Below are 25,030 nucleotides of genomic sequence, written 5' to 3'. Positions count from 1 at the left end.
TTTATATGTTATACCTTTCCGGCTTATAAAGTCGCAAATTTGATGGATCTCTCAGCCATTCGATGGTTTTTCTGAGTCCAATCTCAAATCCACCCAGTCCCGAGTACTCTGGCTCCCATCCGGTGATTTTTTTGATCTTGGTATTATCCGCCCAGAGGCGGTTAACCTCGCTGTTTTCCGGACGGACCCGCTGTTGGTCAGTTAGGATGGTGATGTCGGTTTCCATAATTCGAGCTATCAATTGGACTGTATCAAATATTGAAACTTCAAAATTGCTACCCAGGTTCAACACCTGTCCCTCTGTATCGGAACCTTTCAATACTGCTAAAAAACCAGATATCGTATCTGCGATGTAGTTGAAGTCTCTAGTTGGGCTTAAGGAGCCGAGGGAAAGGCTATTTGCACCGCTCAATAACTGAGTTATAACCGAAGGTATGATGGCCCGTGCTGATTGCCTGGGACCATAAGTATTGAATGGCCTGACAATAGTCACCGGCAATTGGAAGCTAGAAAAAAATGAAAAGGCAAGATGGTCAGCTCCAATTTTAGAGGCCGAATAGGGAGATTGTCCCTGCAGAGGGTGATCTTCACTGATAGGTACAAACCGCGCAGTTCCGTAAACTTCACTTGTTGAGGTATGAAGCACCTTATCAACATTCAAATCGCGAGCGGCCTGGAGTACATTGAGGGTTCCTTTGATGTTTGTGTCGATGTAGGTGTCTGGCGAATGATAAGAGTACGGGATTGCTATAAGCGCTGCCAAGTGAATAACTTGGCTACAGCCCTTCATTGCTTCCCGCAACCCATTTGGGTCCCTTATGTCCCCGGCAAATACGTCTAGCTCCTTTTTTACCTCAGGCGGAGACGCTTCTAGCCAGCCCCAGGAGTTGGTTGAATTGTACATTACAAAGGGACGGACGGAATATCCGCAACAAACCAGTTTTTCAGTAAGATGTGAGCCGATAAATCCATCGGCACCGGTCACAAGAATCTTCTTCATCTTGTAAGTTCCTCTATTTCCTTGTTTTCGGGATAACTAATAAGGACTGCACGTCGCCGGCCATGAAATAGAAATAAGCTCCCGGCAGCAGCTGCATCCGCGTTACCGATCTTAAATGCTTCTCGGAAATGGGAATAGTTGCCGGCTCCACCATTCACAATAATTGGAATCGTCAAAACCCTTCGAATTAGACCGAGCGTTTCTAAATCATACCCTGTACCGGTGCCTTCTCGGTCAATACAGGTCAAGACAATCTCTCCCGCTCCCATATCCTCAACATGTTTAGCAATGCCAACTAAATCATCGGAAAATCTTCTTTTCCCACATTGTGTGTATACGCAAAGTTTCCCGCCGTTTTCAACTCTGTAGTCGATAGAGACCATCACACTTTGAGAGCCAAAATGACTTGCAATCTCCTTAATAAATTTAGGCCGCTCTAAAGCAGCCGTGTTAATGCATACCTTTTCGGCCCCGGCCCTCAGTGCGCACTGTACTTGCGTCATATTGCTGATGCCGCCTCCTATACCGAAAGGCATCAGGCATTGGTCAGCAATACTCTGAATAAATTCTGGGGAGGTAGACCTATTTTCAGAAGTTGCAGTAATATCGAGAAATAATATCTCGTCAGCTTCTTTACTGTTGAAAATCTGAATAGCATTTATTGGGTCACCAACATAGGCGTGGTCTTTGTATTGGATTCCTTTGACGAGTCCCTTACCTTTTAAAAGTAAAACCGGAATAATTCTAGGGCGTACCATCTAAGTTCGCCTCGCAAAGTTCTCTAGGATCTTAAGCCCAGTCAAATGGCTTTTCTCGGGATGAAACTGTGTTCCGTAAATATTATTTGAGGAAATAGCGCTAGTGAAGGTAATCCCGTGGTTCGTGGTCGCAAGAATCAAATTTTCATCAAAGGTCTCAAAATAAAAGGAATGAGTAAAATAGAAGCGCTTTTCCTCGGGTATATCCTTCATAAGGATGGATTCCCTTTTCCATTGGACTTGATTCCAGCCAACATGAGGCACTCGGGGAGACTGTGGATCCATTTCAAAAGAAAATCGTCGAATATTTCCATTGATCCAACCTAGTCCCGCGCAATCTCCCTCTTCAGAATATTCAGCTAATAGTTGCATTCCCAAACAAATTCCCAAGATTGGTACTTTTTCTTCCATCACCTTGCAACTCAGTGGCTCTATTAGGTCCTGACTTCTAAGATTGTTTATTCCTGCCCTAAAATGCCCAACGCCGGGCAAAATGATCTTTGTTGCGTCTGCGAGATCCTCGGATTTGCTTACTATTTTATTTTGTATTTTCATCATGTCGAATTTGCTCTGAATTGAGCGCAAATTACCCATTCCGAAATCAACAATTGTTATCACTCTTTGGCCTCAACCATAGTACTTTTCGTAAAGAACGGGAGTAAAGAATTTCATTTTCACAGCTACTTTGACAGGAATCCTAAGGTGCTTCAAAAAATCATAGCTGGTAAAATAGTCCCTGAAAGATCTCGGCGGCAAGGTCATGAAGGAATCAAATTGAGTTTGAGTGATGCCAAGTTTGTTAGTTACATACCCGATGATGTCATCGCTAACCGGAGGGGCTAATTCAAGTTTACTGACGGCTTCCTCGCGACTCATCTGTCCACTGCGTACTGGGCCTGATAAAGATATCTTTCTTTTATCAATTCCAAATTTTCTAGGGAGGTACCATCCAAACGCAAATTGGGAATAAATGTTTTCGTAGTGGTGCCCGCCATAATCGGACCAGTCAAACTCTATTCTTAGCTTCTCTTTTGCAACGATTTTGTTGTATTCTATGTAGTTAAGTAACGGAATATTTCGGATACCTCTGATAAACGTATAATAGAAAATTTTTGGCAAAGACAACTGCGGATAGGAGTGGAGAGCTACTTTACCAAATTTGCGGTGAACACTCTGAATGTAGGTGCTGTCCAAATATGACCATTCACGGGGAACTGTGCCTTCGGTACGAAAACTCTGCCCTCCGAGAATGTACTGAATTCCTTCCTTCGCAGCAGTTTGATATAGAACCGAATGAATAGCAACGTCTGTTGGCGTTTCAATGCATGGAACCGCTGCCTTTAAAAAAGAGAGTTGCAAGTCTTTGAACTCTTCCCATTCCACTACGTAGGTAATGAGATCCACATCGAGTTTATCAGTTATACGCTTGATATTTCTGACAGACTGTTCGGTGTTCCACCCGTTGTCAAAGTGAACAGCCAGAGGTTTTAGTCCCAACTGCTTTGTCCACCACAGGGTAAATGAACTGTCGGTGCCACCGCTCACTCCAACGAGACAGTCATATGTTTTGCCAGATCCGCTTTTTTTGATTGCATCTACCAATTTAGAAAGTTCTAAGTTATCGGAATCAAGCGGATATCTTGATGCAACCCGATCGTGGCTCTTGCAGAAGTTGCAAACCCCGGAGGCATCGAAGGTGATAGATGAGATTGTCGTATCACACAGGCAACGAACACAAGTTACGATGGGATTCAAAATACCCCCAAAGAAATTAAATTGAATCCTAGTTAGCATGTTCTATTTCCGATGGTCAAACTCAACCCTGTATTGGCGAGGAGTTGCTATTGAGGAGAGAGGGTGCGTTGCTAAAATGGATGAGCATTTTATGCTATGCACCAGTGGCACTTTGACCAATGAGTTTTATTTCTTTCTTGTGGAGTAGGGAACTTGCGAACCGGTAGGAACTTTCACCTTAATTTTGTCTTTTGAATATTGCTGCATCTCATAATTCGGAGTAAGTTCCTCTAACTATTTGATAGAGTCGTGTTATAGCACAAAGTGGTTGGGTTCACTGCGAAGCGACTGAAAGGATTCGGCATAAAATGGCAATAATTCCCTGTCCTGGTACGATTGATTTAGAAAAGTTTGAAGTGGCTGAGGGTTCTCTTGAGGCGAAGTATGGTTTGCCGAGGGAGATACGTTTTTGTAAAAATTGCGTAATTTCAAACCAGAGGCCTAATTCGGCGGTCGAATTTATGCATACTGCAGAATCTAAAAAAAGGACGATTGAGATCGGTAGTGATGGGATTTGTGATGCTTGCAGGGTTGCAATTCAAAAAAAAATTACCATTGATTGGTCCGACCGTGATCGAGAATTGCGGGATCTTTGTGATCGTTTTAGAAAAGAAGATGGGTCCTACGATTGTTTGGTCCCAGGATCGGGCGGGAAGGATAGCTTTTATGCCTCCCACGTCCTGAAGGAAAAGTATGGAATGCATCCACTGACCGTGACATGGGCTCCACACATCTATACCGAATGGGGATGGAAGAATTTTCAAGCTTGGATACATGCGGGTTTTGATAACTACCTTTGTACTCCCAACGGGAGGGTACATCGCCTACTGACTCGCCTTGCGGTGGATAAATTATTTCATCCATTTCAGCCATTTATTATTGGTCAAAAGGCTCTAGCGCCAAGATTGGCGGCTGAGGCTTTTAATATTCAATTGATATTTTATGGAGAAAATGAGGCTGAATATGGCAATCCACACGCAGAATCCTCGCGGGCAATTAGGGACAATTCCTATTTTGTAAATGATCGCCCCGCCGAGGAGATGTTCATCAGCGGTGTTTCGGTTAGGGACCTGAAGGACCAATTTGGGTTGCATGATCTGGATCTAAAACCCTACATGCCTGTTGACCAAGAAAAAGTGAGAGAGAAGGGGATTGAGGTTCATTATCTTGGGTACTACCTCAAATGGCATCCCCAGGGATGTTATTATTATTCAGTAGAACACGGAGGGTTCGAACCATCTCCAGAGAGAACGCCAGGCACCTATAGCAAATACAACAGTATCGATGATCGTATTGATGATTTTCATTTTTATACGACCTTTATCAAGTTTGGTATTGGTAGAGCAACCTATGATGCGAGTCAGGAAATTCGTTCAGGAGAGATTAGTCGCGAAGAGGCGGTCGCCTTAGTGAAGAAGTTTGACGGGGAGTGGCCGAAGCGTTTTTGTGAAGAGATATTCAGGTATTTAAGCATTTCTGAACGAGAATTTCCTCGTGCATCGAAAGCGTTTGAACAACCTATCATGGATCAGGAATATTTTATGAGACTGGCAGATCAATTTAGATCGCCTCATTTATGGAAGTATCAGGGAGGCCAGTGGGGACTTCGTAAAACAGTTTATGAATAATGAGGGTGTGATGCAGACTCTTCCAACCCTTAGATTGATAGCCCGTTTAGATGTCAAGGCGCCAAATTTAATCAAGGGAATTCAGCTGGAAGGATTGAGGGTGTTAGGCGATCCTTACCTGTTTGCAAAGGAATATTACGATTCAGGTGCGGACGAGCTTTTATACATGGACGCTGTCGCCAGCCTTTATAATCGAAATAGTCTCGTTGACCTCGTCCGAAAAACGGCAAGTGATATTTTTATTCCTTTTACCGTGGGTGGGGGTATTAGGACTACTGAGGACGTTTCTATGATTTTGCGTTCTGGTGCTGATAAAGTGGCCATCAATACAGCGGCCGTCCGAAACCCTTCGATTATCTCCGATGTGGCCCATCGCTACGGATCCCAATGCATGGTTCTTTCGATCGAGGCTAAGCGAATAGCCTCTGGTCGATGGGAGGTTTTTATTGACAATGGCCGAGAACGTACGGGGATTGATGTCATCGAGTGGGCGCAACGTGGACAGGAGCTTGGGGCTGGCGAGATCCTTCTTACTTCAGTAGATCGTGAAGGGACTAGAAAGGGATTTGATCTTGACCTCTTGAAGCACGTAAACAATGCCGTTACGATCCCAGTGATCGCTAGTGGTGGAATGGGAGAGTTGGGTCACATTCGGGAAGCTTTCCTTTCAGGAATTGGATCTGTCGCTATGGCTGATTTTCTCCATTATAGACGTGGCAATTTTAAAGATATTCGTGACTACGCAAAACAAGAGGGAATACCAGTGAGACAAGCGTGAGCAAGCAAGTAACCGTAGTAGATTATGGATTGGGAAATCTATTCAGTGTGAGACGAGCGTTCGAGTCTCAAGGGGCTGAAGTTAGGTTTGCAAGCAATCCGGATGAAATACTTCAGTCTGAGCGTTTGGTTTTACCAGGAGTGGGGGCTTTTAACAATGGAATGAATGGATTGATCAGCCTTGAATTGGTTGAACCATTAAAGCAATATGCCGCTCAAGGTAAGCCATTTTTGGGAATTTGCTTGGGCATGCAAATGATGTTCGAACGATCCCTCGAGTTTGGTAGATTTGAGGGATTGGCCATAATAAAAGGCGAAGTTCGAAAGATTATGAATCAGGATTCGAACGGCCGAACGCTTAAAATACCTCACATTGGATGGAACTCACTTTTGCCGAATGATGATGGACGGACATGGGAGAACTCAATTTTAAGTGGGCTTGATCGAGGTACTTCAGCTTACTTTTTACATTCCTATTCGGCTTTTGTTCTCAACCCGAGTGAGGTGATGTCGTATGCGGTTTACGGCGGGCATAAGATAGTCGCTGCGGTTGGTATCGGGAAGGTTTATGGATGTCAGTTTCATCCTGAACGGAGCGGTCCTGCGGGTCTCAAGATGATCAATAATTTTTTGAGCTTATGATGGAAAAACAAAAGCACCATTACGAAGTTATTGATGGAATAGTTGATACACTGGTGTCCTTGTTCCCAAGCGGAGCTGGGCTCCACGAACCATGGTTTTGTGGGGATGAAATTGAGTTGGTGAGTGAATGTATTCGATCAACTTTTGTTTCATCTGTTGGAGAATTCGTGGATCGTTTTGAAAAAGCTGTCCGGGATTACACAGGTAGCGCTTATGCTGTCGCTGTAGTGAACGGAACTAGCGCTCTTCACGTTTCATTGCTCTTGGCCGGAATTGAGGAGAATGATGAAGTATTAATCCCTGCTCTGACCTTTGTTGCGACAGCAAATGCTGTTCTTTATTGCCGGGCTATTCCTCATTTTGTTGATTCCGACTCAGAGGCTTTTGGAATTGATCTGCAGAAATTGGAATCCTATCTTTCAGATATTGGCCAAGTGAGGGGTGATAGATGCTGGAATCGAAAAACTAACCGTCCAATTAGAGCGATCGTTCCTATGCACACATTTGGTCATTCAGTGGACTTAACATGCCTGCTTGAGCTCGCTGACCGTTGGAAGCTAGTGGTCGTTGAGGATGCGGCTGAGTCTCTTGGCTCGTTTTACAAAGATCGCCATACAGGCACTTGGGGAAAGCTGGGAGCCATCAGTTTTAATGGTAATAAGATTATTACAGCGGGAGGAGGTGGCGTTATTCTCACTCAGGAAAGGGAGCTGGCGCAACGGGCTCGTCATTTGACAACCACAGCCAAGAAACCTCATCCTTGGGAATTCATTCATGATGAGATGGGTTTTAATAACCGCATGCCAAACATTAATGCCGCGCTCGCCTGCGCTCAGATCAAGCAATTGCCACTTTTTTTGGACGCCAAACGAAAACTGGCGGAAAAGTATGGGAGGGCATTTGGTGGGGTGCCTGGGGTTCGGTTTGTTAGAGAGCCAAGTTTTGGAAGAAGTAATTATTGGCTCAACTCTATTCAGCTGAATGACAATTTATCGTACTTGAGGGACGTAATTATCGATAAGTGTCATGCAAACCGGATAATGGTGCGTCCCGCTTGGAATCTATTGCCAGAACTAAAATTTTTGGATGAATATCCTAAGATGCCATTGGAAACGGCCAACCAAGTTAGGGGAGCGATCATTTGTTTGCCGAGTAGCGCTTTTCTTTACAATCGGTTAGCCAGTAAGGACTAAACTCATGAAAAATTGTCTGATCATTGCAGAAGTTGGGGTGAACCATAATGGGTCATTCGAATTGGCCAAGCAACACGTCATGAGAGCTGCTGAATGTGGGGCAGACGTGGTTAAATTTCAGACATTTAAGGCAGAAAACCTGGTGACGGCAAATGCGCCGAAGGCGGAATATCAAAAACTAAATTTGGGAGCTGCTGGGAACCAATTTGAAATGCTGAAAGCTCTTGAATTGTCTCGTCAAGAGCACTTTTTGTTGCGTGATATTTGTTCCGATTTAGATGTTGAATTTTTGTCGACGCCTTTTGACGAAGAGGCACTTGAGTTCTTAGTGCGCGAAATTGAAGTCGATCGCATTAAGATTCCCTCGGGCGAGATCACAAATGCTCCATTGCTTGTGGCTGCCGGGAGGAGCCAGAAACCAGTTATCCTATCTACCGGTATGAGTCATCTTGAAGAAGTAAGATTGGCCTTGGGAGCTCTTGCTTTTGGGATGGTGGCGCCGGAGAGTGAGAAACCATCACTGGCTGTGTTCTGCAAAATTTTAGAATCTGATTTAGGTCGGGATGCCTTGGCTCGTATGGTAACTGTGCTTCATTGCACTTCGGAGTATCCAGCGCCATTTTCTTCTATTAATCTGAACGCAATGAAAACCCTTCGAGATGAGTTCAACTTGCCCGTGGGACTGTCTGATCATTCTCAGGGGATTGCTGTCCCTATTGCGGCAGTAGCTCTTGGTGCTTTGGTCATTGAAAAGCATGTGACTTTAGATAGAAATCTCTCGGGACCCGATCATAAAGCATCTCTTGAATTTGATGAATTCGAAAAAATGGTGACGTCCATACGACAGGTGAGTCAAGCATTGGGAGAGGGCAAAAAGGTGCCAAGCCCTGAAGAGATACCAAACATCTCAGTTATTCGTAAGAGCCTAGTGGCCTCTCGACCCATTGACAAAGGCGAGGAGTTTGGATGGCATAACCTGAGTTTCAAGCGCCCAGGTGTGGGGGTGTCACCGTTTCGTGTTTATGAGTTAATTGGTTTGAAGTCAGATCGTAGCTACGGACAAGATGAGTTGATTGTATGGTAGATCTGCCTGTCATTGTTTTGGGGGCTGGAGGTCATGCCAGGGTAATATTGAGTGCCTTGTTTTCAATGGGAATCAAGGTCCTCGGCTGTGTAGAAAAAGACGATAAACGAATTGGTGAGAAAGTGCATTTAGGGGCAAACATCATTGGCAGCGAAAGTAAGGTTTTAAAGTATTCCCCAAAAGAGATTTCCTTAGTAAATGGACTTGGCTCAGTGGGCGTAAGCACCGCAAGGCGGGATTGCTTTGTGCGCTTTAAAGATCTAGGATACTCGTTCCTCAAAGTCATACACTCAAAGGCAATTGTGGACTCAGAGGTCGTATTGGGTGAAGGCTGCCAGATTGCAGCCGGTGTTGTAGTCCAGACGGGGACAAGTATTGGGCGGAATGTGATCTTGAACACAGGTTCGCTTATCGATCACGATTGCGTGATCGGGGATCACTGCCATATTGCGCCTGGATGTGTGATATCAGGAGGTGTCGTTATCGGAATGAACACCCATGTAGGGGTGGGAGCTTCGATTATTCAAGGGGTGCAGATTGGGAGGGGATGTCTTCTTGGCGCGGGTGCTGTTGTAACTAAATCCTTCCCAGACAATGTGGTTATTTTAGGGGTGCCTGCAGAAGCTCGAGAAGCGGAGAAAAATAAATGACATCGGTTAAAGATTGGAAGGCGGCAATGTTGTCTCCTTCTATGACCATTTTGGACGCGTTAAGAGTAATTGATCGCAGCTCTATTCAAATAGGGTTTGTCGTTGATTCTGATTATCGTTTGATGGGAACAGTCACCGATGGCGACGTGCGTCGCTCTTTGATTAAGGGTGCAACACTCGCCCAGCCCGTTTCTAATATTATGCACTCGCGTCCAATTGCTGCTGGCGTTCGTATTAAGACGGCCGGATTAATGGCCCTTATGAAGGAAAAGGAAGTAAGGTGTCTTCCCATTCTGACTGATGATGGAAAAATTCAGGATGTCGTTTTTATGGATGATCTATTGGTTAACGGTTTTCAAGAAAGTTGGGTCGTGCTCATGGCAGGAGGATTTGGCACGCGACTAAGTCCATTGACAGATTCCTGTCCAAAGCCACTCATTAAAGTGGGTGGCAAGCCCATGCTTGAGACTACTATTAAGCAGTTTTCAAAATCTGGCTTCAGGCGATTTTTTGTATCAGTGAATTATCGTGCTGATATGATTCGGGACTATTTTGGCGACGGTTCCCGGTGGAATGTTAGTATCGAATATTTACATGAAAAGCAGCCGCTTGGGACAGCAGGCTCTCTGTCCCTACTCCCTGAGCTTCCGCCCGGACCGCTTATAGTTATGAATGGCGACGTCCTAACTAACTTGGATTTTGGATCACTTCTTGAGTTTCACGATGCTCAGAAAGCCATAGCAACTATGGCCGTGCGCAAATACGAAGTCCAAGTGCCTTATGGCGTCGTTAGAGTCGAAGATGATTTTATTACTGAAATGAGCGAGAAACCAACAAAAAGTTTTTTTGTTAATGCTGGCATTTACGTATTGAGTTCAGACGCAGTTGGCATGGTAGCAAAGGATGAGTATTTGGACATGCCTACTTTGTTCCATCAGTTCATCGACCGAAAGGTAAAGACAGCAGCTTACCCGATTCGAGGTTACTGGGCTGATATCGGTCGACACGAGGAATTGCGGCGTGTTAATAGCGATTTTGAGGGTGTTTTCGATTACCAAAGCTAAATATGGATCGGACAGATGAACGATAAAAGTTTCTATAAAGTTGTATCGGCTCTCGATCTATTTTGTATTTGGCTTGTGTTAACGAGCGCTGCCGCTTTGGGACTTCTCTGTCTTGGTCTGTTTAGTGGATTGCATTCAATCGGTGTAGGTTTGGTTGCCTTTTTATTCGTAATAGGGATATTGCGATTCAAGTATGAATTTAAATTCGTTTTTAAAACTGAAGAATTTAAGATTGAACTTTTGGTTATATTACTGATAGCGATTTTTTTTAGGGCATCTCCTTCCCTTTTTGTCACGGGCGGGCAGGACCAGGGTGTATATGTTATTGCGTCCGCATTTATGAGTCGGACAGGTGCAACCTCACTGGTTGATCCGGTGAGAGAAGAGTTTAAAAACGTCGAGCTAGCGGAATATTATGACTTATTCAATAGAGTCCACAGTAAGATGGACACGGTTAGGGGCAAATATGGCGGTATAGCAAGGCCTGGAGTCTATTTTAAGGCAGAGGGTTCCTCTGAACTTCTATTTCAGTTTTATCACCTGCATCCCGCATGGTTAGCGATTTTTGGAGAAATCTTTGGTGATTCCAATCGGGTCTATTCATTGACCCTATTTAGCCTTCTTAGCATAGCCTTTTTATATTTGATTGCATTTGAGCTGACGGGAGGCAAACGTTTGCCTTCTTTTTTGACTGGATTTTTAATCGCTATAAACCCCGCTCATGTGTATTTTTCTAATTATCCCTTAACTGAAATCATGGCATTGGCTCTAACCACTGGAGGGGTCTATTATTTGTTAAGAGGGTATCGATTCAGAGGCGGGGGGGCTTCCTTCGTTTATTATCTGATTCTCTCGCTAGGACTTTTCTGTTGTTATTTTCTCACTCGTATCAGTGGGTTTATTTGGATGCCCTTCTTTTTCTTGATTTGGGTAGTCGCTGCAATTTTTGAGGAATCTGCAATTAAATTTAAATGGTGGAGTGTTTTCTTCTTAGGAATTTTGGCAAGTGATGGAAGTTCGATAGCCTATGGGTATTTCTTTTCGTTTCCCTATTTTTATGAATTACATCGATCATTATTTGGATTTATGAAGACCACAGACATTTCTGTTTGGTTACCTTTCATGGCGCTAAGTCTGACTTCGATCGTGTTTTCAGGGTTGATGATGCGAAGAATGGCTAGAGCAAATGCCAATTTGCGATTTAGACTGGTTCGCATATGCAAAGAAACTGTGTTCTTTCTGGCGGTTTTGGCCCTCATTGCAAATGCTTACCAGGCTTACTCGCTTTGGGAATTTCCTGGTTCGGGGTCTGCGAATTCTGATCGAGCAAATTGGTTGAAAGGACTGACTGCTTTAGAATCAATGAAGACGTCCTCTTTGGCGGTTATCATCGACCTATTGACGCCATTATTTTTTTTGGCGTTTGTTGGGTCCCTGAGGGATTTTGTTCGAAGGCGGTCGCTTTTATTTGGTTTCGTTCTCTTCATAATTGCATTTTCCTGGTTTTATGCCGGATACCATCAGGATTTTGTCGCTTTTCAATACTACTGCCTTCGCTATCAAATCATGGAATTGATTCCCTATACTATTTTGGTCGGCACGGTTTTTCTTTCGGGTTGGATCGAAGCTGGAAAATGGAAAGCAGGTGTGGCGGTATTCTCGCTGGTTTGGCTCTCTGTTCAATCATTGCAGCGCGATTTTAATCAAATTAAAAGCAGTGAGATGAAGGGATTGGCGAGTTCCTTGCAGCAAGTAGTGAACAGAGTGGACAAAAGTGATTTGCTGCTTATTTTAAAGCCAGCTAGCCCATTTATGGATGTCGTCGCTTCTCTGAGCTATTATTTTGACCGATCTGTTGCGGTGATTAACGATCCTCTGGATATTGCATTATCATTAAGTCCACTAGTTTTGAATAGAAAGGATAATACGCGGGTTTTTTCGCCTATACCCCTCGAGTTGACTCGATTGCCTTTTCTAAAGTTATCTGGCCATTTTGATCTTGCTGCCTCGAGACTGGAGGCCACTCGGTGGGCTCCGAGAAATTATGTGAATCTTCACCAGGACTGGTACCTTTACGATATTGATAGAAAAAGCTTGGAAGAAAGATTGGTTTATTGGCCTAAAACCACTTCCGATCGATGGATTTTGGATGGCGATGGCCGGTCTCTTGCTTTTAATTTTGCGCAAGGAATGTACAGAGGTAATATATCGGAAGGAATAGCGATAGAATTGACCAATCGAAATAATCCAAAATGTGAAAATATATCAAATGTAGATCTTCGTTTGAGTGGCAATCGAGTGATGGGGTTTGCTGACAACAATAAAATGGAATATCTTTTTCCTTTTGACAGTTCTGGAAAGCCTTTTAACAAAATGGAGATTAAGAACCTCACACAGGAACACCTTGAATGTATTGGAAAAATACATATTCGCAATATCAGCTATCAGCTCTTTCCGGCGGTGTATCCTCATAGAGTCGGGATTGCGCAATTTCATACAGATGAAATTTGGACAACAGGTGAGGGAGTGATTTACGGTGATTTTAAGGTGAGAAAGCCTTCTCATTTTTTAGAGATTCGAACTAGAGGGTGGAATCCTTATCTGAAACCTGAATTTCAAGATAAAGGATTTGGAAACTTGAATCCAGAAGTGAAGGTTGATGATCGTGTGATTCGATTTATTGAGAAGAGGGGAACATCATTGATATTTGAATTTCCGGATTCAATAAAGGAATTCACTCGTCTTATGCTTAAATCCAATACTTTTGTCCCTTCCAAGACAGGATTGGGCGATGACGCCAGGACTCTCGGGTTAGATATTGAGTCAATAGTGTTGTTTTAATAATTTCTGTTTGGGTAATCGTGGTTCGGTGCCAAGTAGGCAGAGAGATGATATGGCAGTGAGAAAAATATGTGTAGTGTCGGGTTCTCGATCGGAATATAGTTTGCTTTATTGGCTGCTCAGGGGGATCGAAGATGATCCGGATCTAGAGCTTCAATTTGTTGTTACGGGGATGCATTTATCTTCTGAGTTTGGTATGACTTATCGTGAAATAGAAGAGGATTGTATTCCAATTGCGGATAAATTGGAAATCCTCCTTTCAGGGGATTCTTGGAGCTCAATTACCAAGTCTATTGGATTGGGAACAATCGGATTTGCGGACCTATTCAAGCGACTTAAGCCCGATTTACTTGTATTGCTTGGGGATAGATTTGAATCTTTGGCTGCAGCTCAAGCAGCAATGGTTGCAAACGTTCCTATAGCTCATATTCATGGTGGCGAATTGACTAAGGGACTTGTTGATGAGGCGATTAGGCATTCAATTACCAAAATGTCACAACTGCACTTTGTGGCCACAGAGGCGTATAGAAAGAGGGTGATTCAGTTAGGAGAGCAGCCCGACCGCGTTTTTAACTTCGGTGCACCAGGTGTAGAGGCTATTAAGCGATCGGTTTTGCTGTCAAGGGATGAAGTCGTCAGAAGAATTGGATTTGATTTAGGAAAATCCAGTTTCCTTATTACCTATCATCCAGTCACACTGAGTAAAGGCTCCCAAAAAAAGGCGGCTTCGGAGTTATTTAAGTCATTGGATGAGTTTCCTGATTCAAACCTAATAATCACTTATCCCAACGCTGATGCGCAAGGAAGAGAGCTAATAGAGGAATTCGAAAAATATGCTAGCAAGAATGGTGGTAGGGTTTATTTGACCCCGTCTTTGGGACGGCATCTTTTTTTGAGTGTTCTCCAGTTCGTGGATGTCTTTATTGGCAATTCATCAAGTGGTTTGATTGAGGTTCCTTTTTTTCAAATTCCAACTGTAAATATTGGAGAAAGGCAGCGGGGACGAATTCAGGGAGAAAGCATTATTCAATGTGATGCAAAAAATGAAGAAATCACTGCTGCTATAAAAAAGGGAATGAGTGTTCAGTTTAAAGGGAGCTTAAAGGATTACAGAAGTCCCTATGGCGACGGCGATACAAGCAGAAAAATCATCGAGAAAATTAAGACTGTTGATCTAAAGGGGATTTTGATGAAATTCTTTTATGATATCGAGTTTAGTTTGTGAGGATAGCATTTATAGGATGCGTGGAGTTTAGTGAGTGCGCCCTTTCGATGGTTTATGACCTAGATGACGTAGAGGTAGTCGGTGTAATCACCAAGACTCAGTCAAAATTTAATTCTGATTTTCGAGATCTATCTCCTATTGCACAGGCGAGAGGGACCCCCGTTTTTTTTGCTGACAAGGCAAAATCGGGTGAGATGGAGGAGTTTCTCAAGAAAACGGGGCCCACGGTAATTTACTGTTTTGGCTGGAGCCATTTGTTGGATTTGGAAATTTTAATTTTACCACCGCTGGGTGTGGTGGGATTCCATCCTGCTTGTCTGCCACAAAATCGTGGTAGACACCCTCTCGTGTGGGCTCTTTCGTTGGGATTAAGTCAGACGGCTTCGACATTTTTTTTCATGGATCAAGGTGCCGACTCCGGTGATATCTTAAGTCAACATTTGATTCCCATTTTTGACAGCGATACTGCAGCTGACTTGTATTCACGCGTGACCGAAGTAGCATTGACTCAAATCGCTGAGTTTACCCCAAGACTTCGATCGGGAGATTTCGAGCGTATTGTGCAGGATAATTCTCAAGCGAATTCTTGGCGAAAGAGAAACGAGAGAGATGGTGAAATTGATTGGAGGATGAGTTGTCGGTCAATCTACAATTTGACTCGAGCGTTGAGTCGTCCATACATTGGGGCTCATATCATTTTCAATGGCAAGATGGTTCGAATCTGGAGAGTTCAAATCGTGGGGGAGACAATCGCAGGAAACATTGAACCCGGAAAAGTATTAAATACTCATAACAATGAAATCGTTGTAAAGTGCGCCGATGGCGGTATCAGGATTGTTGCACATGAGTTTGAACACATGCCCTTGGTGGGGAGTTATTTATGAAATCTGTTTTGGTTATATCGCCGCACCCAGACGATGAAACATTGGGTTGCGGCGGGACACTGCTGCGACACAAAGCTGCTGGAGACAGCGTAAATTGGCTGATTATCTCCAGAATGAACATCAATAATGGATTTAGCAGTGAAAAGATCACAGAACGTGCTCATGAAATAGACCTAGTGGCAGCCCAGTATGGATTTTCTCAGGTTGTTTTGGGAAAATTTGATGCCATGGCTTTGGATACATACCCGAAGAAGGATATTGTCGGCGAAATATCGCGTGTTATCCAAACGATTAGGCCAAATATTGTTTATGTGCCTCATCGTCTTGACGCCCACAGTGATCATACGGCCGTATTTGATGCTTCTCTATCCGCAACTAAATCGTTTAGAAATCCATTTATTACTTCAATTAGAGCCTATGAGACCCTTTCCGAAACAGAATTTGGTTTGCGTCCGGAGGATCCTGGATTTCGCCCGAATCTTTTCGTTGATATTAGTCAATTTTTGGAGCGTAAAATTGAAATTATGCGGCTCTATTTGGGTGAGCTAGCCGAGCACCCATTTCCTCGCAGTGAAAAATCCATAAGAGCTTTGGCGCTTTTACGTGGGGCCACTTCTGGCGCCTCTGCGGCGGAGGCTTTTATTGTTTTGAGAGAGATCTGGTGATATTGGTGAGACTCTTTAACTCGTCACAAATCAATTTGAGGAGCAGGGGAATGAGCGATTTTTTGAAGGGAAATTTTACTGTGAAGAATAAAGTCGAGCCGACGAAGGAAACGGACGATGGTAACGCCAGCACGACAATCAAGGATCGATTAAGAGTAAGGGCTATGGCTAATATTTGTGGGAGCATGGTCTATATTGATGATACGGCTTTGGAATGGGACGGAGATAAAGAGTTAGAAGAAGGATTTAATGACAATGAAGCCAGCCAGGATTCTGAGCGTGGCTGACATCTTTTCCTCCGTGTTTCAATCGGTCATGTCAGGTGGTCGGCAGCTTCACGAGAATGGGATTCTTAGGAATGCAGAGGAAAACCTGGAGTTTACGAGGGTTCAAAAAACAATTAGGGAGGTAAAACTTCCTCAGAATAAAAATCCTAAACGTGGATTGGTCATCAGTGCGGGCCCAAGCCTTTTTAAAAGAAAGTCAATCCAGAGAATAAGAGAATCAAAATTCGATGGCGTGATTGTTGCTATAGATGCATCATTGTCAGCCTGCTTAAGAGAGGGGCTAATTCCAGATTTTGTGCTGACTCTTGATCCTCATGTAACCAGGATGGTAAGATGGTTTGGCGATCCCCAGCTTGAAGAAAATTCTAAGAACGATGATTATTTTTTGCGACAGGATTTAGATGTTGAATTCAGAGCTAATGCGGTCAAGAGGAATGCAGACACGATAGAATTGATTAATAAGTATGGAAAGCAAACAAGGGCTATCGTAGCCTCGACCGCACCTCGGAATGTTGTGGCGAGAATCAACGAGGCTGGGATTGAGGCATTTTGGTGGAACCCTTTAGTGGATAATCCAGGATCTGAGAACAGTTTGACCCGTCGTCTTTTTCAACTGAACCGGCTACCGAGTATGAATACCGGCGGAAATGTTGGATCAGCAGCTTGGGTGTTCGCCAGTACGATATTAAAAATTCCAGAAATAGGAATGGTGGGGATGGACATGGGATACTATGCCGATACTCCTTATGAGAATACTCAACTTTACTATGAATACATTAAGCATTTGGGGTCAGACAAGGAAATTGCTGCTTGTTTTAAACAAGTGATATTTCCTTTTGATGGACAGGAATACTATACTGATCCAACCTACTATTGGTATCGGTGCAATTTTCTCTCGATGGTTTTGAAATCTGAATCTAGGACAATCAATTGTACGGAGGGACGAACTCTCTTCGGTGAAGGAATTGTTATATCTGATTTGGAAGGTTTTTTGAGTTGAATTCAAACACCGAGGAAAGGTGATCATGGCAAAGGTATTATTGATTAACCCTATAGTGAGAGAAGAAGATGTTCCAAAGCATATTCCGTATGGGATTGCCCTGTTGGCTGCGATAGCCGATAAAAAGGGACACCAAGTGCAGATTTTTGATGCCAATGCTTGGCGTGTTGGTGATGAGGTTTTAAGGCAAGTGATAAACGCTGATGACTGGGATGTGATTGGTGTGGGTGGATTAATTACGACTTATGGCCATGTGAAGAGAATCTGTCGGATTGTCAAAGAAGAGAGACCCAAATCTTTTTTAGTCTTAGGCGGTGGAGTTCTGACTTCTATGCCCCGCGAGATAATGACCTGGATTCCGCAGATCGACTTAGGCGTTGTGGGTGAAGCATTTATTACCTTTCCGGTTGTTCTCGAGAAGATAGATGCGAGGGATTATAATTTTAGTGAAACATTGGGCGTTTGTTTTAGAGATGGTTCTGGAAATCCTCATTTAACAAAAGTGCGACCGAATATTTTAGATCTCGATTGCTTGCCGTATCCTGCATGGGATTTTTTGCCACTGGACATTTATTTTGAAAACTCCCAAGGTTTGTTTAGTGAAGAAATCTTTACTTCAAAAAAGCGAATGGATATCAACGGGAGTTTGGGTTGCAATCTGGTGTGTCGCTATTGTTGGCACTTGGGAACTACTGGAGATATGGTCATTGAGCCAGACGAAAAAGGGGAAAACGATGTTCGATTTTCTTATGGTAGAAATATTCGGTATCATTCGCCTCGATACATTGTCGAAATGGTTAAAACCCTTGTTAGTAAGCATGGGATAGATTTTGCGAGCTTCATTGACGAAAACATGATGACCATGCACGTCTTTAGTAAACAAAAGTGGCTATTTGAGCTGTCAGAACTTTGGATTAAGGAAGGATTGCAACCTACTTGTAGAAGGGATGGCGTTCCTCATGATGAAAATTGTCGAGGGGTTCATTGGGCTGGAACTTCTCATGCGGGCCTTGCAGATAAGAAATCTTTGGCGGCCATGTATGAGGCGGGCTGCTCTCATCTCGTCTATGGGATAGAAAGCTTTTCACCAAAAATTCTTAAGAAACTGGGCAAAGGATCTACAGCCCAAGCTAATTTTAGGGCCATCAAAGAATGTTTGGAAGTGGGTATTAAGCCAATTCCAAATGTCATTATTGGTTTCCCTGAAGAAGATTTTACCACAATTAGAGAGACTGCAGAAGGAATGATCGAAATGGGAATGTATGCTAAGCCTCATTTTGCGACCCCTTATCCCGGATCCCAGTGGTATTACAATTACAAAAAATCTATTATAAATCAGTACGATGGAGATCTAGAAAAGTTTATCCTCGAGTTGGGAGATGCATCTTCTATAACCGCAGTCATATCTCACAAGTTCTCAGCAATGGATCTTATTGGATTACAACAAATAATCTATCTTCGAGACCTCCGTCTTCTGAATCAGGCAGAAAAGCATTGGGCCAAATCTGATTCGACGATTGAGCCCGTGGCAGTGCACGAAGAATCTTTTAATTTTATTTCAAAAAAAGTTCAGGCTCCCATCGAGGAGGAGAAGAGAGCGTCAATCTAATGTACCAGGGTAAAAAAATTCTTGGTGTCATAATCGCTCGTGGTGGTTCAAAGGGCGTGCCTGGGAAGAACCTTCGCGAAGTGCTTGGGCGTCCATTGATCTCCTGGACAATAGAGGTTGCAAGAAACTCAAAGCTTTTGACAAGGACTATTCTTTCGAGTGAGAATTCTGATATTATTTTCACTGCGAAACGCTTTGGTTGTGAGGTTCCTTTCGTTCGCCCTGCGGAACTTTCAGAAGACCATGTTTCTGGAGTAGAACCAGTTATTCATGCTGTTGAATCCTTGCCAGGGTATGACTATGTTGTTCTTTTGCAAGCGACCTCCCCACTGAGATCAGCTGATGATATCGATTGTGCAATTAGGCTCTGTGTGGATCGAGGGGTGAGGAGTTGCATTTCGGTTAACCAGCCTAGCAAAAGTCCCTATTGGATGTATCAGGTTTCAAGTGAAGGATATTTGAGACCATTGATCGAGCGGAATGATATTCACCGGAGACAGGATTTGCCTGAGGTTTTTGCTCTAAATGGCGCTGTTTATGTTGTGTCTTGTTCCGCGCTTTTAGCTGAAAGGAGGCTCATGACAAGTGACTGTATTCCGTATGTTATGCCCTTTGAAAGGTCGGTAGATATTGATTCTGAATTTGATTTTATGGTTTTTGAAACACTGGCAAAGGGGAGAGCCTCTGATTGAGACGGCTATGTTCTTTGATCTTTGGAACATTTCTTGATGATTAGGAATATTCTACGAACGACTGCGGTCTATACTTTTGCAAATGGTTTGGTGAATGGTCTCCCTCTTCTTCTCTTACCATTGTTAACCAATTATATGTCACCGAGCGATTTTGGTTTGCTTTCGTTGTATGGTGTTGCCGTATTATTTTTAACTCCACTGGTTGGATTAAATTTCCAGGGAGCTGTTTCTAGGAGATTCTTTGAAGTAGGTTCTCCCGAATTGCGGTCCTATGTTTTTACTGCTATCGTAGCAACTCTGTTTACATGTTTGATTTCGCTAGGACTATTTGGTGTATTTTACGATGCTGTTGCGAGCTATCTAAAATTGCCTGGTTTTTGGCCGTTTATTGCTGTCTTAAATTCTGGAACTCAATGTGTGATAAACATTGTGTTAGCTCTTCTTCAGAGCGCAAAGGAGACTAAGAAGTACAGTGCTTTTCTGCTTCTCCTAGCATTTTCGTCGGCCTCATTGACGCTTTATTTGGTGATCTCACAAGGCTGGTCTTGGGAGGGATATGCTTTCTCTCAATTGGGTACTTCAATGGTGTTTTCCCTGTTAGGCGTGGCGATTATCTATAAAAATGGCTGGATAGGTTCAACCTGGTCGAACCATCATCTCCGCGATGCGCTGGCGTTCGGGGTGCCTCTTGTTCCTCATGCTATTGGAGGCGCTCTCATCGGCTTTTCTGACCGACTGCTCCTTGCAAATATTCTAAGTACTTCAGTTTCAGGCCTTTTCGAAGTTGGTTCCCAGGTAAGTGCTCCCATTAAATTGGTTGCGGGTTCCTTTAATCAGGCATGGTTTCCCTGGCTTTATGAAAAGCTCCAAGAGAATTCGAGGAGTGCTAGTAACTTGATTGTAAGGTATTGCTATCTTTGGGGTTTGGCTCTGATTCTGCTGGCTCTTCTTTACTGGTTGATAGCGATTCCACTTATGTCTATTTTTGTCCCTGTCGAATACGAGCAAGCATCTCAGTTTGTGTTTTGGCTTTGCCTTGGTAACGCATTTTATGGGATGTATTTTCTAGTGGCTAATTTCCTATTTTTTGCGAAAAGAACTGGCTATCTTGCAATGGTGACCTTTTTTACGGGAGTTCTTAACCTGGGACTTTCATATTTTTTGATCATCTTGAATGGAGCGAAGGGAGCTGCACAGGCGACTTGTATTGCATTTTTTATAAGTTTTATTGCTACCTGGATACTCAGTCAACGAGTCCAGCCTGTTCCATGGCGGTATGGCTTGAGATTTCTTTTTTACGATATCAGGGCAGTTTTTTCTTTGGCATTTCAAAAGATTACCACTAAGAGGAAGTCTTCTGGTAGCAAGTGAGTTCTTTTCTCATTTTCATGATCTTTGCTGGTGCTCCAAATAAAACGGTTTCTTCGTCGGCATTTTTGGTAACAACACTTCCTGCCCCCACTAGGGCTCGTCTTCCGATGTGAATTCCCGGAAGAATCGTCGAGTTGGCACCTATTATGACCTCTTCACCGATGGTCGGGCCTTTAAGCTCGTTGAGCACATTCTTTGATCGTGGATATTTAGCATTGGTCAATACGACATTTGGACCCAGCCATGCCCGATCATGAATTTTTGTATATTCGGGAACAAAGACGTTTGAATGAAGGCGTACTCCATGACCGAAGACAGTGTGATGCTCGACTACAGAATGTGTTCCGATACTGACATCGTCGCCAAAAATATTTGATTCTCGAATATTGACTTTATGGCCACAACTAAAGTTTCGCCCGATTTGATTACCTGCATAGATAACAGTGTGAGAACGGATGATCGCATTATCCCCAATTATTGTTGTGGGGGTTTCTCCCGTTTGGAGAGGATGCCCAACTATACTGAATGCCTCAACAATCACGTTTCTACCTAGTTCAACACCTGGGTATATAATAGCAGTCGGAGAAATCATGTCAGGCCCAATCGGCAGCGGTCAGGCCGGAAGCGAAGGCGGACTTCCTTTCCAGTCTCTATTGATTCATAAAGAGCGCTAATGACTTCGAGACTCTTTCTCCCTGCCAAGCCATCGACAAGGGCAGATCCATCGGTATTTATACAAGAAACTACGTGGTTTAAATATGTTTGATGGCCAAAACCGTACACATTCGGAGGGTTTTCATTGCTTTTTGCGAGATTTTCAAGCTCATCAGGCTTGGTATCTCTAAAATTCCAAGTTATTGTCTCATTGACTGCGAACCCCCCAATTTCAGCCGATCCCTTTTCTCCCAGAATCGATATGGAGCCCTCTAGATCTTTTGGTCTTGTCGCAGTTGTAGCCTCAATAAGGCCTAGCGCACCGTTGCGAAATTTGAGCACGGCTACGGCGACATCCTCTGTTTCGATATTGACGAGTGCTGTTGCTGATTTGGCGAATACACTTTCAACATCTCCAAGGAGCCACTCTAAGAGATCGATATGATGACTGGCTTGATTAGCGAGAACTCCCCCATCAAGACCCCAAGTGCCCCTCCAAGGATCCTGATCATAATATTCTTGAGTTCTGCACCAGCGAACTCTCACTGTGCCAAGTACAAGTTTACCGAATCGCCCTGATGTGACGGCATCTTTCAATCGAACAATAGGTTGATTAAATCTATTTTGCTTCACAACAAAAAGTTTAATTCCATTTTGATCGCAAGCTTCGATCATTTGATCTGCATCCGACAAACGCAATGCCATAGGCTTTTCAACGACAATGGGTTTCTTGTATGCCGCTAATCTGATAACATGCTCCGCATGGTATCCACTTGGGGTCAAAACTGACACGACGTCTAAGTTCTCTGAATCCATCATTTCAGCCATATCAGTGTAAAACGGAACTCGATACTTTTCCGCAAATCCAAAGCTACGATCCCGATCCAGATCGCACACGGCTCCCAGTGTGGCTCCTTCGACAAGGCCTTGACTCAGTAAGTCAGCATGTCTCCTTGCAATTCTTCCGCAGCCAACAAGACCAAATTTGAGTGGTTTTAACATTGAGCCCCCTAAAGCAGTGAGATTTTGTACTCATTGAAGTATGTTGATGCAAGCAGTAAGTTTGTAGGCAGCGTTAATGTCAGGTTGGAGGTTTTAAAATGATTCCATTGATGAATCTGCAGCGGCAGATGGCCGGTCTTAATTTTGATTTAGAGACTGCCTTTAAGAGGGTCCTTGGTCAGTGCCAGTTCATACAGGGACCTGAGGTCGTCGCTTTTGAGCGAGATTTTAGTAGGCTTTGTGGGGCTGGTTATGGAGTCGGGTGTTCTAGCGGGACTTCTGCCATCTTGTTGGCCTTGGAGGCACTTGGGATTGGTCCTGGTGATGAGGTTATCACGTCTACTCATACCTTTATCGCAACTATTGAAGCGATCATGGGGGTGGGAGCTCGGCCTGTTTTGGTGGATGTTGAACCTAACTGCCCAAATTTGGACTTGGAGAAAGTAAAGGAAGCAATCGGGCCAAGAACACGGGCCATTGTGCCTGTGCATATGTACGGATATCCTGTAAATATGCCTGATCTGATGGCAATCGCGAAGGAAAGGGACCTTTTTGTAATTGAAGATTGCTCACAGGCCCACCTGGCCGAGGTCGCAGGTCGTCGAGTCGGAACATTTGGCGACGCGGGAGCCTTTAGTTTGTTTCCTTCAAAGAATTTGGGAGCATTGGGAGACAGCGGTATCGTCGTTACAGAAGATGCGGATTTAGCATCAAAAATGAAAAAGATTGCTGACCATGGGCGGATTGATAAATATTATCACGATACCTTGGGGTTTAATTATAGAATGGGCAACCTCCAAGCTGCTTTCTTGAACGTAAAGCTGCCTCACCTTGAGGAATGGACTTCGAGAAGAAGGAAAGTCGCGTTGAAGTATCGTGAGACACTTGGTGAATTGGGAGCGGAATTGCTCTTTTTTGAGGAGGCGCCCAATGCTAAAGCCGTCTTTCATCTGTTTGTTGTTCGCTTGAAAGACAGAAATGGGGTATTAAAGGGCCTTCAATCGAATGGGATACAAGCCGGGGTCCACTATCCAGTACCTTGTCATTTGCAGCCTGCACTTAAGAGTCTTGGATATGGCAAAGGCTCCTTTCCAATAGCAGAGCGAATGTCTGAAGAAGTAATAAGTCTCCCGATTTGCGAGTCGATAAATGATCAGGAAGTCAAAAAAATTTGTGAGACGTTGGTTGATTGGTTAGGAGGCAATGTCTAGTGTATCGAGAAAAAAAAGTTTCTTTAGTTATTCCGGCATACAATGAGGAAAAACTCCTCGAGCCAACGCTTAGAAATGTACCCTCCCTTTTTGATCGGATTATTGTCGTCGATGACAAGAGTCCTGACAATCAGGCACAGGTTGTTGAGAGGCTAGCGCAGGACGATCCTCGGATAATCTTGATAAGGCATGAGGTAAATAAAGGGCCAGGCGGAGGTATTATTTCAGGTTACCAAAAGACGATTGAACTTGGTATTGATATCGCTGTCGTCATTGGTGGTGACCACCAGATGGATCTCTCTGAAGTTGAGCGTTTCCTGGATCCTCTCGTTGATGGGCTCTATGACTACACCAAAGGGAATCGCTTCTTTTCAACTCAATGGCAGGATACTCTTGAAAAAATGCCCAAGGTGAGATTGATAGGTAATTGGATTATTACCTTATTAACAAAAGTTGCCTCTGGTTATTATAAAGTTATGGATGTTGTTGATGGATACACGGCAATCAATTCGAGGGCTTTGCGTGCGATCAATTGGAACAAGGCTTGGGAGAGGTACGGCTACCCTATGGACTTCCTTATTCGGTTGAATGCTTATGGGATGCGAGTAGGGGATGTTCCAAGAACAGCTATTTATACCAAAGGAGAGCGTCAATCTCAAATTAAGGGTATCCAATATGCACTGAGAGTGAGCCCCATGTTACTCCGAGGTTTTTTGTGGAGGCTTAATTTCAAATATTTATTCTATGATTTTCACCCTGTGGTGTTTTTCTTTTATTTTTCTTTTTTATTTTTACCATTGGGGCTCCTCTTTGGTGGCTATCTCGTTTTCGATTGGATGTTTTGGGGAGGCAATGCGGTTACTGGTCCGCGGGCGGTTCTTGACTTAATGGTCATTCTCGCTGGTTTGCAATTCTTGATGTTTGCAATTCTTTTCGATAGTGACCTAGGACATTGTCACCAGGTTGAGGAAAGGCACTCGAAGTAGGTTTGAGATGTTT

Annotated in this window: 24 protein-coding genes; 18 read left to right on the top strand and 6 right to left on the bottom strand. The window is 43.7% G+C overall.

The genetic code is table 11. The features are described from left to right. Position 1 precedes the first annotated feature (1 nt). Genes IPJ71_07410 through IPJ71_07395 form a run of 4 tightly spaced genes read right to left on the bottom strand, consistent with a single transcriptional unit; the run spans position 2 to position 3,552 of the window. A complete protein-coding gene (locus IPJ71_07410) occupies positions 2-1,000 on the bottom strand; it encodes an SDR family oxidoreductase (GenBank protein ID MBK7843510.1) in 999 nt (332 codons plus the stop codon). Further along, positions 997-1,758, bottom strand: a complete 762-nt coding sequence (gene hisF, locus IPJ71_07405) for an imidazole glycerol phosphate synthase subunit HisF (GenBank protein MBK7843509.1) — start codon at positions 1,756-1,758, stop codon at positions 997-999. The genes IPJ71_07410 and hisF (IPJ71_07405) overlap by 4 nt, the downstream gene beginning before the upstream one ends. Further along, complete coding sequence (hisH, locus tag IPJ71_07400; GenBank protein MBK7843508.1) at positions 1,759-2,376, bottom strand: imidazole glycerol phosphate synthase subunit HisH; 618 nt, start codon at positions 2,374-2,376, stop codon at positions 1,759-1,761. Between the two features lie 9 nt (positions 2,377-2,385). Next, a complete protein-coding gene (locus tag IPJ71_07395) occupies positions 2,386-3,552 on the bottom strand; it encodes an N-acetyl sugar amidotransferase (protein MBK7843507.1) in 1,167 nt (388 codons plus the stop codon). A gap of 308 nt (positions 3,553-3,860) precedes the next feature. Between IPJ71_07395 and IPJ71_07390 the strand changes: the two genes are divergently transcribed. Genes IPJ71_07390 through IPJ71_07315 form a run of 16 tightly spaced genes read left to right on the top strand, consistent with a single transcriptional unit; the run spans position 3,861 to position 21,164 of the window. Beyond that, positions 3,861-5,180, top strand: coding sequence for an N-acetyl sugar amidotransferase (locus IPJ71_07390; protein ID MBK7843506.1), 1,320 nt, complete (start codon positions 3,861-3,863; stop codon positions 5,178-5,180). Between the two features lie 10 nt (positions 5,181-5,190). Continuing rightward, the gene (gene hisF, locus IPJ71_07385; GenBank protein MBK7843505.1) at positions 5,191-5,958 is read left to right on the top strand and encodes an imidazole glycerol phosphate synthase subunit HisF; all 768 of its coding nucleotides are present in this window, start codon (positions 5,191-5,193) and stop codon (positions 5,956-5,958) included. After that, positions 5,955-6,599 (top strand): imidazole glycerol phosphate synthase subunit HisH, encoded by a 645-nt coding sequence (gene hisH / locus IPJ71_07380; protein ID MBK7843504.1) that lies wholly within the window; start codon positions 5,955-5,957, stop codon positions 6,597-6,599. The genes hisF (IPJ71_07385) and hisH (IPJ71_07380) overlap by 4 nt, the downstream gene beginning before the upstream one ends. Continuing rightward, on the top strand, positions 6,599-7,792 hold the full coding sequence (locus tag IPJ71_07375) for a LegC family aminotransferase (protein ID MBK7843503.1): 1,194 nt from the start codon (positions 6,599-6,601) through the stop codon (positions 7,790-7,792). The genes hisH (IPJ71_07380) and IPJ71_07375 overlap by 1 nt, the downstream gene beginning before the upstream one ends. A gap of 4 nt (positions 7,793-7,796) precedes the next feature. Further along, the gene (neuB, locus tag IPJ71_07370; GenBank protein ID MBK7843502.1) at positions 7,797-8,876 is read left to right on the top strand and encodes an N-acetylneuraminate synthase; all 1,080 of its coding nucleotides are present in this window, start codon (positions 7,797-7,799) and stop codon (positions 8,874-8,876) included. Next, complete coding sequence (locus IPJ71_07365; GenBank protein MBK7843501.1) at positions 8,870-9,526, top strand: acetyltransferase; 657 nt, start codon at positions 8,870-8,872, stop codon at positions 9,524-9,526. Before neuB ends, IPJ71_07365 begins: the two co-directional genes overlap by 7 nt. Further along, positions 9,523-10,590, top strand: coding sequence for a nucleotidyltransferase family protein (locus IPJ71_07360; GenBank protein MBK7843500.1), 1,068 nt, complete (start codon positions 9,523-9,525; stop codon positions 10,588-10,590). Before IPJ71_07365 ends, IPJ71_07360 begins: the two co-directional genes overlap by 4 nt. Positions 10,591-10,605: 15 nt before the next feature. Continuing rightward, positions 10,606-13,431 carry a hypothetical protein gene (locus IPJ71_07355; protein ID MBK7843499.1) on the top strand — a complete coding sequence of 942 codons (2,826 nt, stop codon included), beginning with the start codon at positions 10,606-10,608 and terminating at the stop codon, positions 13,429-13,431. Between the two features lie 52 nt (positions 13,432-13,483). Next, the gene (neuC, locus tag IPJ71_07350; protein MBK7843498.1) at positions 13,484-14,656 is read left to right on the top strand and encodes a UDP-N-acetylglucosamine 2-epimerase (hydrolyzing); all 1,173 of its coding nucleotides are present in this window, start codon (positions 13,484-13,486) and stop codon (positions 14,654-14,656) included. Then, complete coding sequence (locus IPJ71_07345; protein MBK7843497.1) at positions 14,653-15,540, top strand: formyl transferase; 888 nt, start codon at positions 14,653-14,655, stop codon at positions 15,538-15,540. Before neuC ends, IPJ71_07345 begins: the two co-directional genes overlap by 4 nt. Further along, a complete protein-coding gene (locus IPJ71_07340) occupies positions 15,537-16,205 on the top strand; it encodes a PIG-L family deacetylase (GenBank protein MBK7843496.1) in 669 nt (222 codons plus the stop codon). Before IPJ71_07345 ends, IPJ71_07340 begins: the two co-directional genes overlap by 4 nt. Before the next feature lie 50 nt (positions 16,206-16,255). Next, a complete protein-coding gene (locus tag IPJ71_07335) occupies positions 16,256-16,492 on the top strand; it encodes a hypothetical protein (protein MBK7843495.1) in 237 nt (78 codons plus the stop codon). Further along, on the top strand, positions 16,455-17,492 hold the full coding sequence (locus IPJ71_07330) for a DUF115 domain-containing protein (protein ID MBK7843494.1): 1,038 nt from the start codon (positions 16,455-16,457) through the stop codon (positions 17,490-17,492). Before IPJ71_07335 ends, IPJ71_07330 begins: the two co-directional genes overlap by 38 nt. Before the next feature lie 25 nt (positions 17,493-17,517). Further along, the gene (locus tag IPJ71_07325; GenBank protein MBK7843493.1) at positions 17,518-19,101 is read left to right on the top strand and encodes a B12-binding domain-containing radical SAM protein; all 1,584 of its coding nucleotides are present in this window, start codon (positions 17,518-17,520) and stop codon (positions 19,099-19,101) included. Further along, positions 19,101-19,793, top strand: a complete 693-nt coding sequence (locus IPJ71_07320; protein ID MBK7843492.1) for an acylneuraminate cytidylyltransferase family protein — start codon at positions 19,101-19,103, stop codon at positions 19,791-19,793. The genes IPJ71_07325 and IPJ71_07320 overlap by 1 nt, the downstream gene beginning before the upstream one ends. A gap of 36 nt (positions 19,794-19,829) precedes the next feature. Continuing rightward, positions 19,830-21,164, top strand: coding sequence for an oligosaccharide flippase family protein (locus tag IPJ71_07315; protein ID MBK7843491.1), 1,335 nt, complete (start codon positions 19,830-19,832; stop codon positions 21,162-21,164). On the opposite strand, the gene IPJ71_07310 is transcribed toward IPJ71_07315, so the two are convergent. Together IPJ71_07310 and IPJ71_07305 are read right to left on the bottom strand one after the other, a co-directional pair. Further along, on the bottom strand, positions 21,136-21,756 hold the full coding sequence (locus tag IPJ71_07310; GenBank protein MBK7843490.1) for a transferase: 621 nt from the start codon (positions 21,754-21,756) through the stop codon (positions 21,136-21,138). The two genes, IPJ71_07315 and IPJ71_07310, sit on opposite strands and share 29 nt — an antisense overlap. Then, on the bottom strand, positions 21,753-22,820 hold the full coding sequence (locus tag IPJ71_07305; GenBank protein MBK7843489.1) for a Gfo/Idh/MocA family oxidoreductase: 1,068 nt from the start codon (positions 22,818-22,820) through the stop codon (positions 21,753-21,755). The genes IPJ71_07310 and IPJ71_07305 overlap by 4 nt, the downstream gene beginning before the upstream one ends. 98 nt (positions 22,821-22,918) lie before the next feature. Here IPJ71_07305 and IPJ71_07300 point away from each other — a divergent pair, with 98 nt between their 5' ends. Next, complete coding sequence (locus tag IPJ71_07300; GenBank protein ID MBK7843488.1) at positions 22,919-24,031, top strand: DegT/DnrJ/EryC1/StrS family aminotransferase; 1,113 nt, start codon at positions 22,919-22,921, stop codon at positions 24,029-24,031. Further along, on the top strand, positions 24,031-25,017 hold the full coding sequence (locus IPJ71_07295; protein MBK7843487.1) for a glycosyltransferase family 2 protein: 987 nt from the start codon (positions 24,031-24,033) through the stop codon (positions 25,015-25,017). Before IPJ71_07300 ends, IPJ71_07295 begins: the two co-directional genes overlap by 1 nt. Positions 25,018-25,030: the final 13 nt, after the last annotated feature.

This window comes from Bdellovibrionales bacterium (assembly GCA_016714165.1).
Taxonomy (GTDB): Bacteria; Bdellovibrionota; Bdellovibrionia; order Bdellovibrionales; family UBA1609; genus JADJVA01.
The sequence above is the reverse complement of the archived record's forward strand: the minus strand, read 5'-3'. Positions and strand labels throughout refer to the sequence as shown.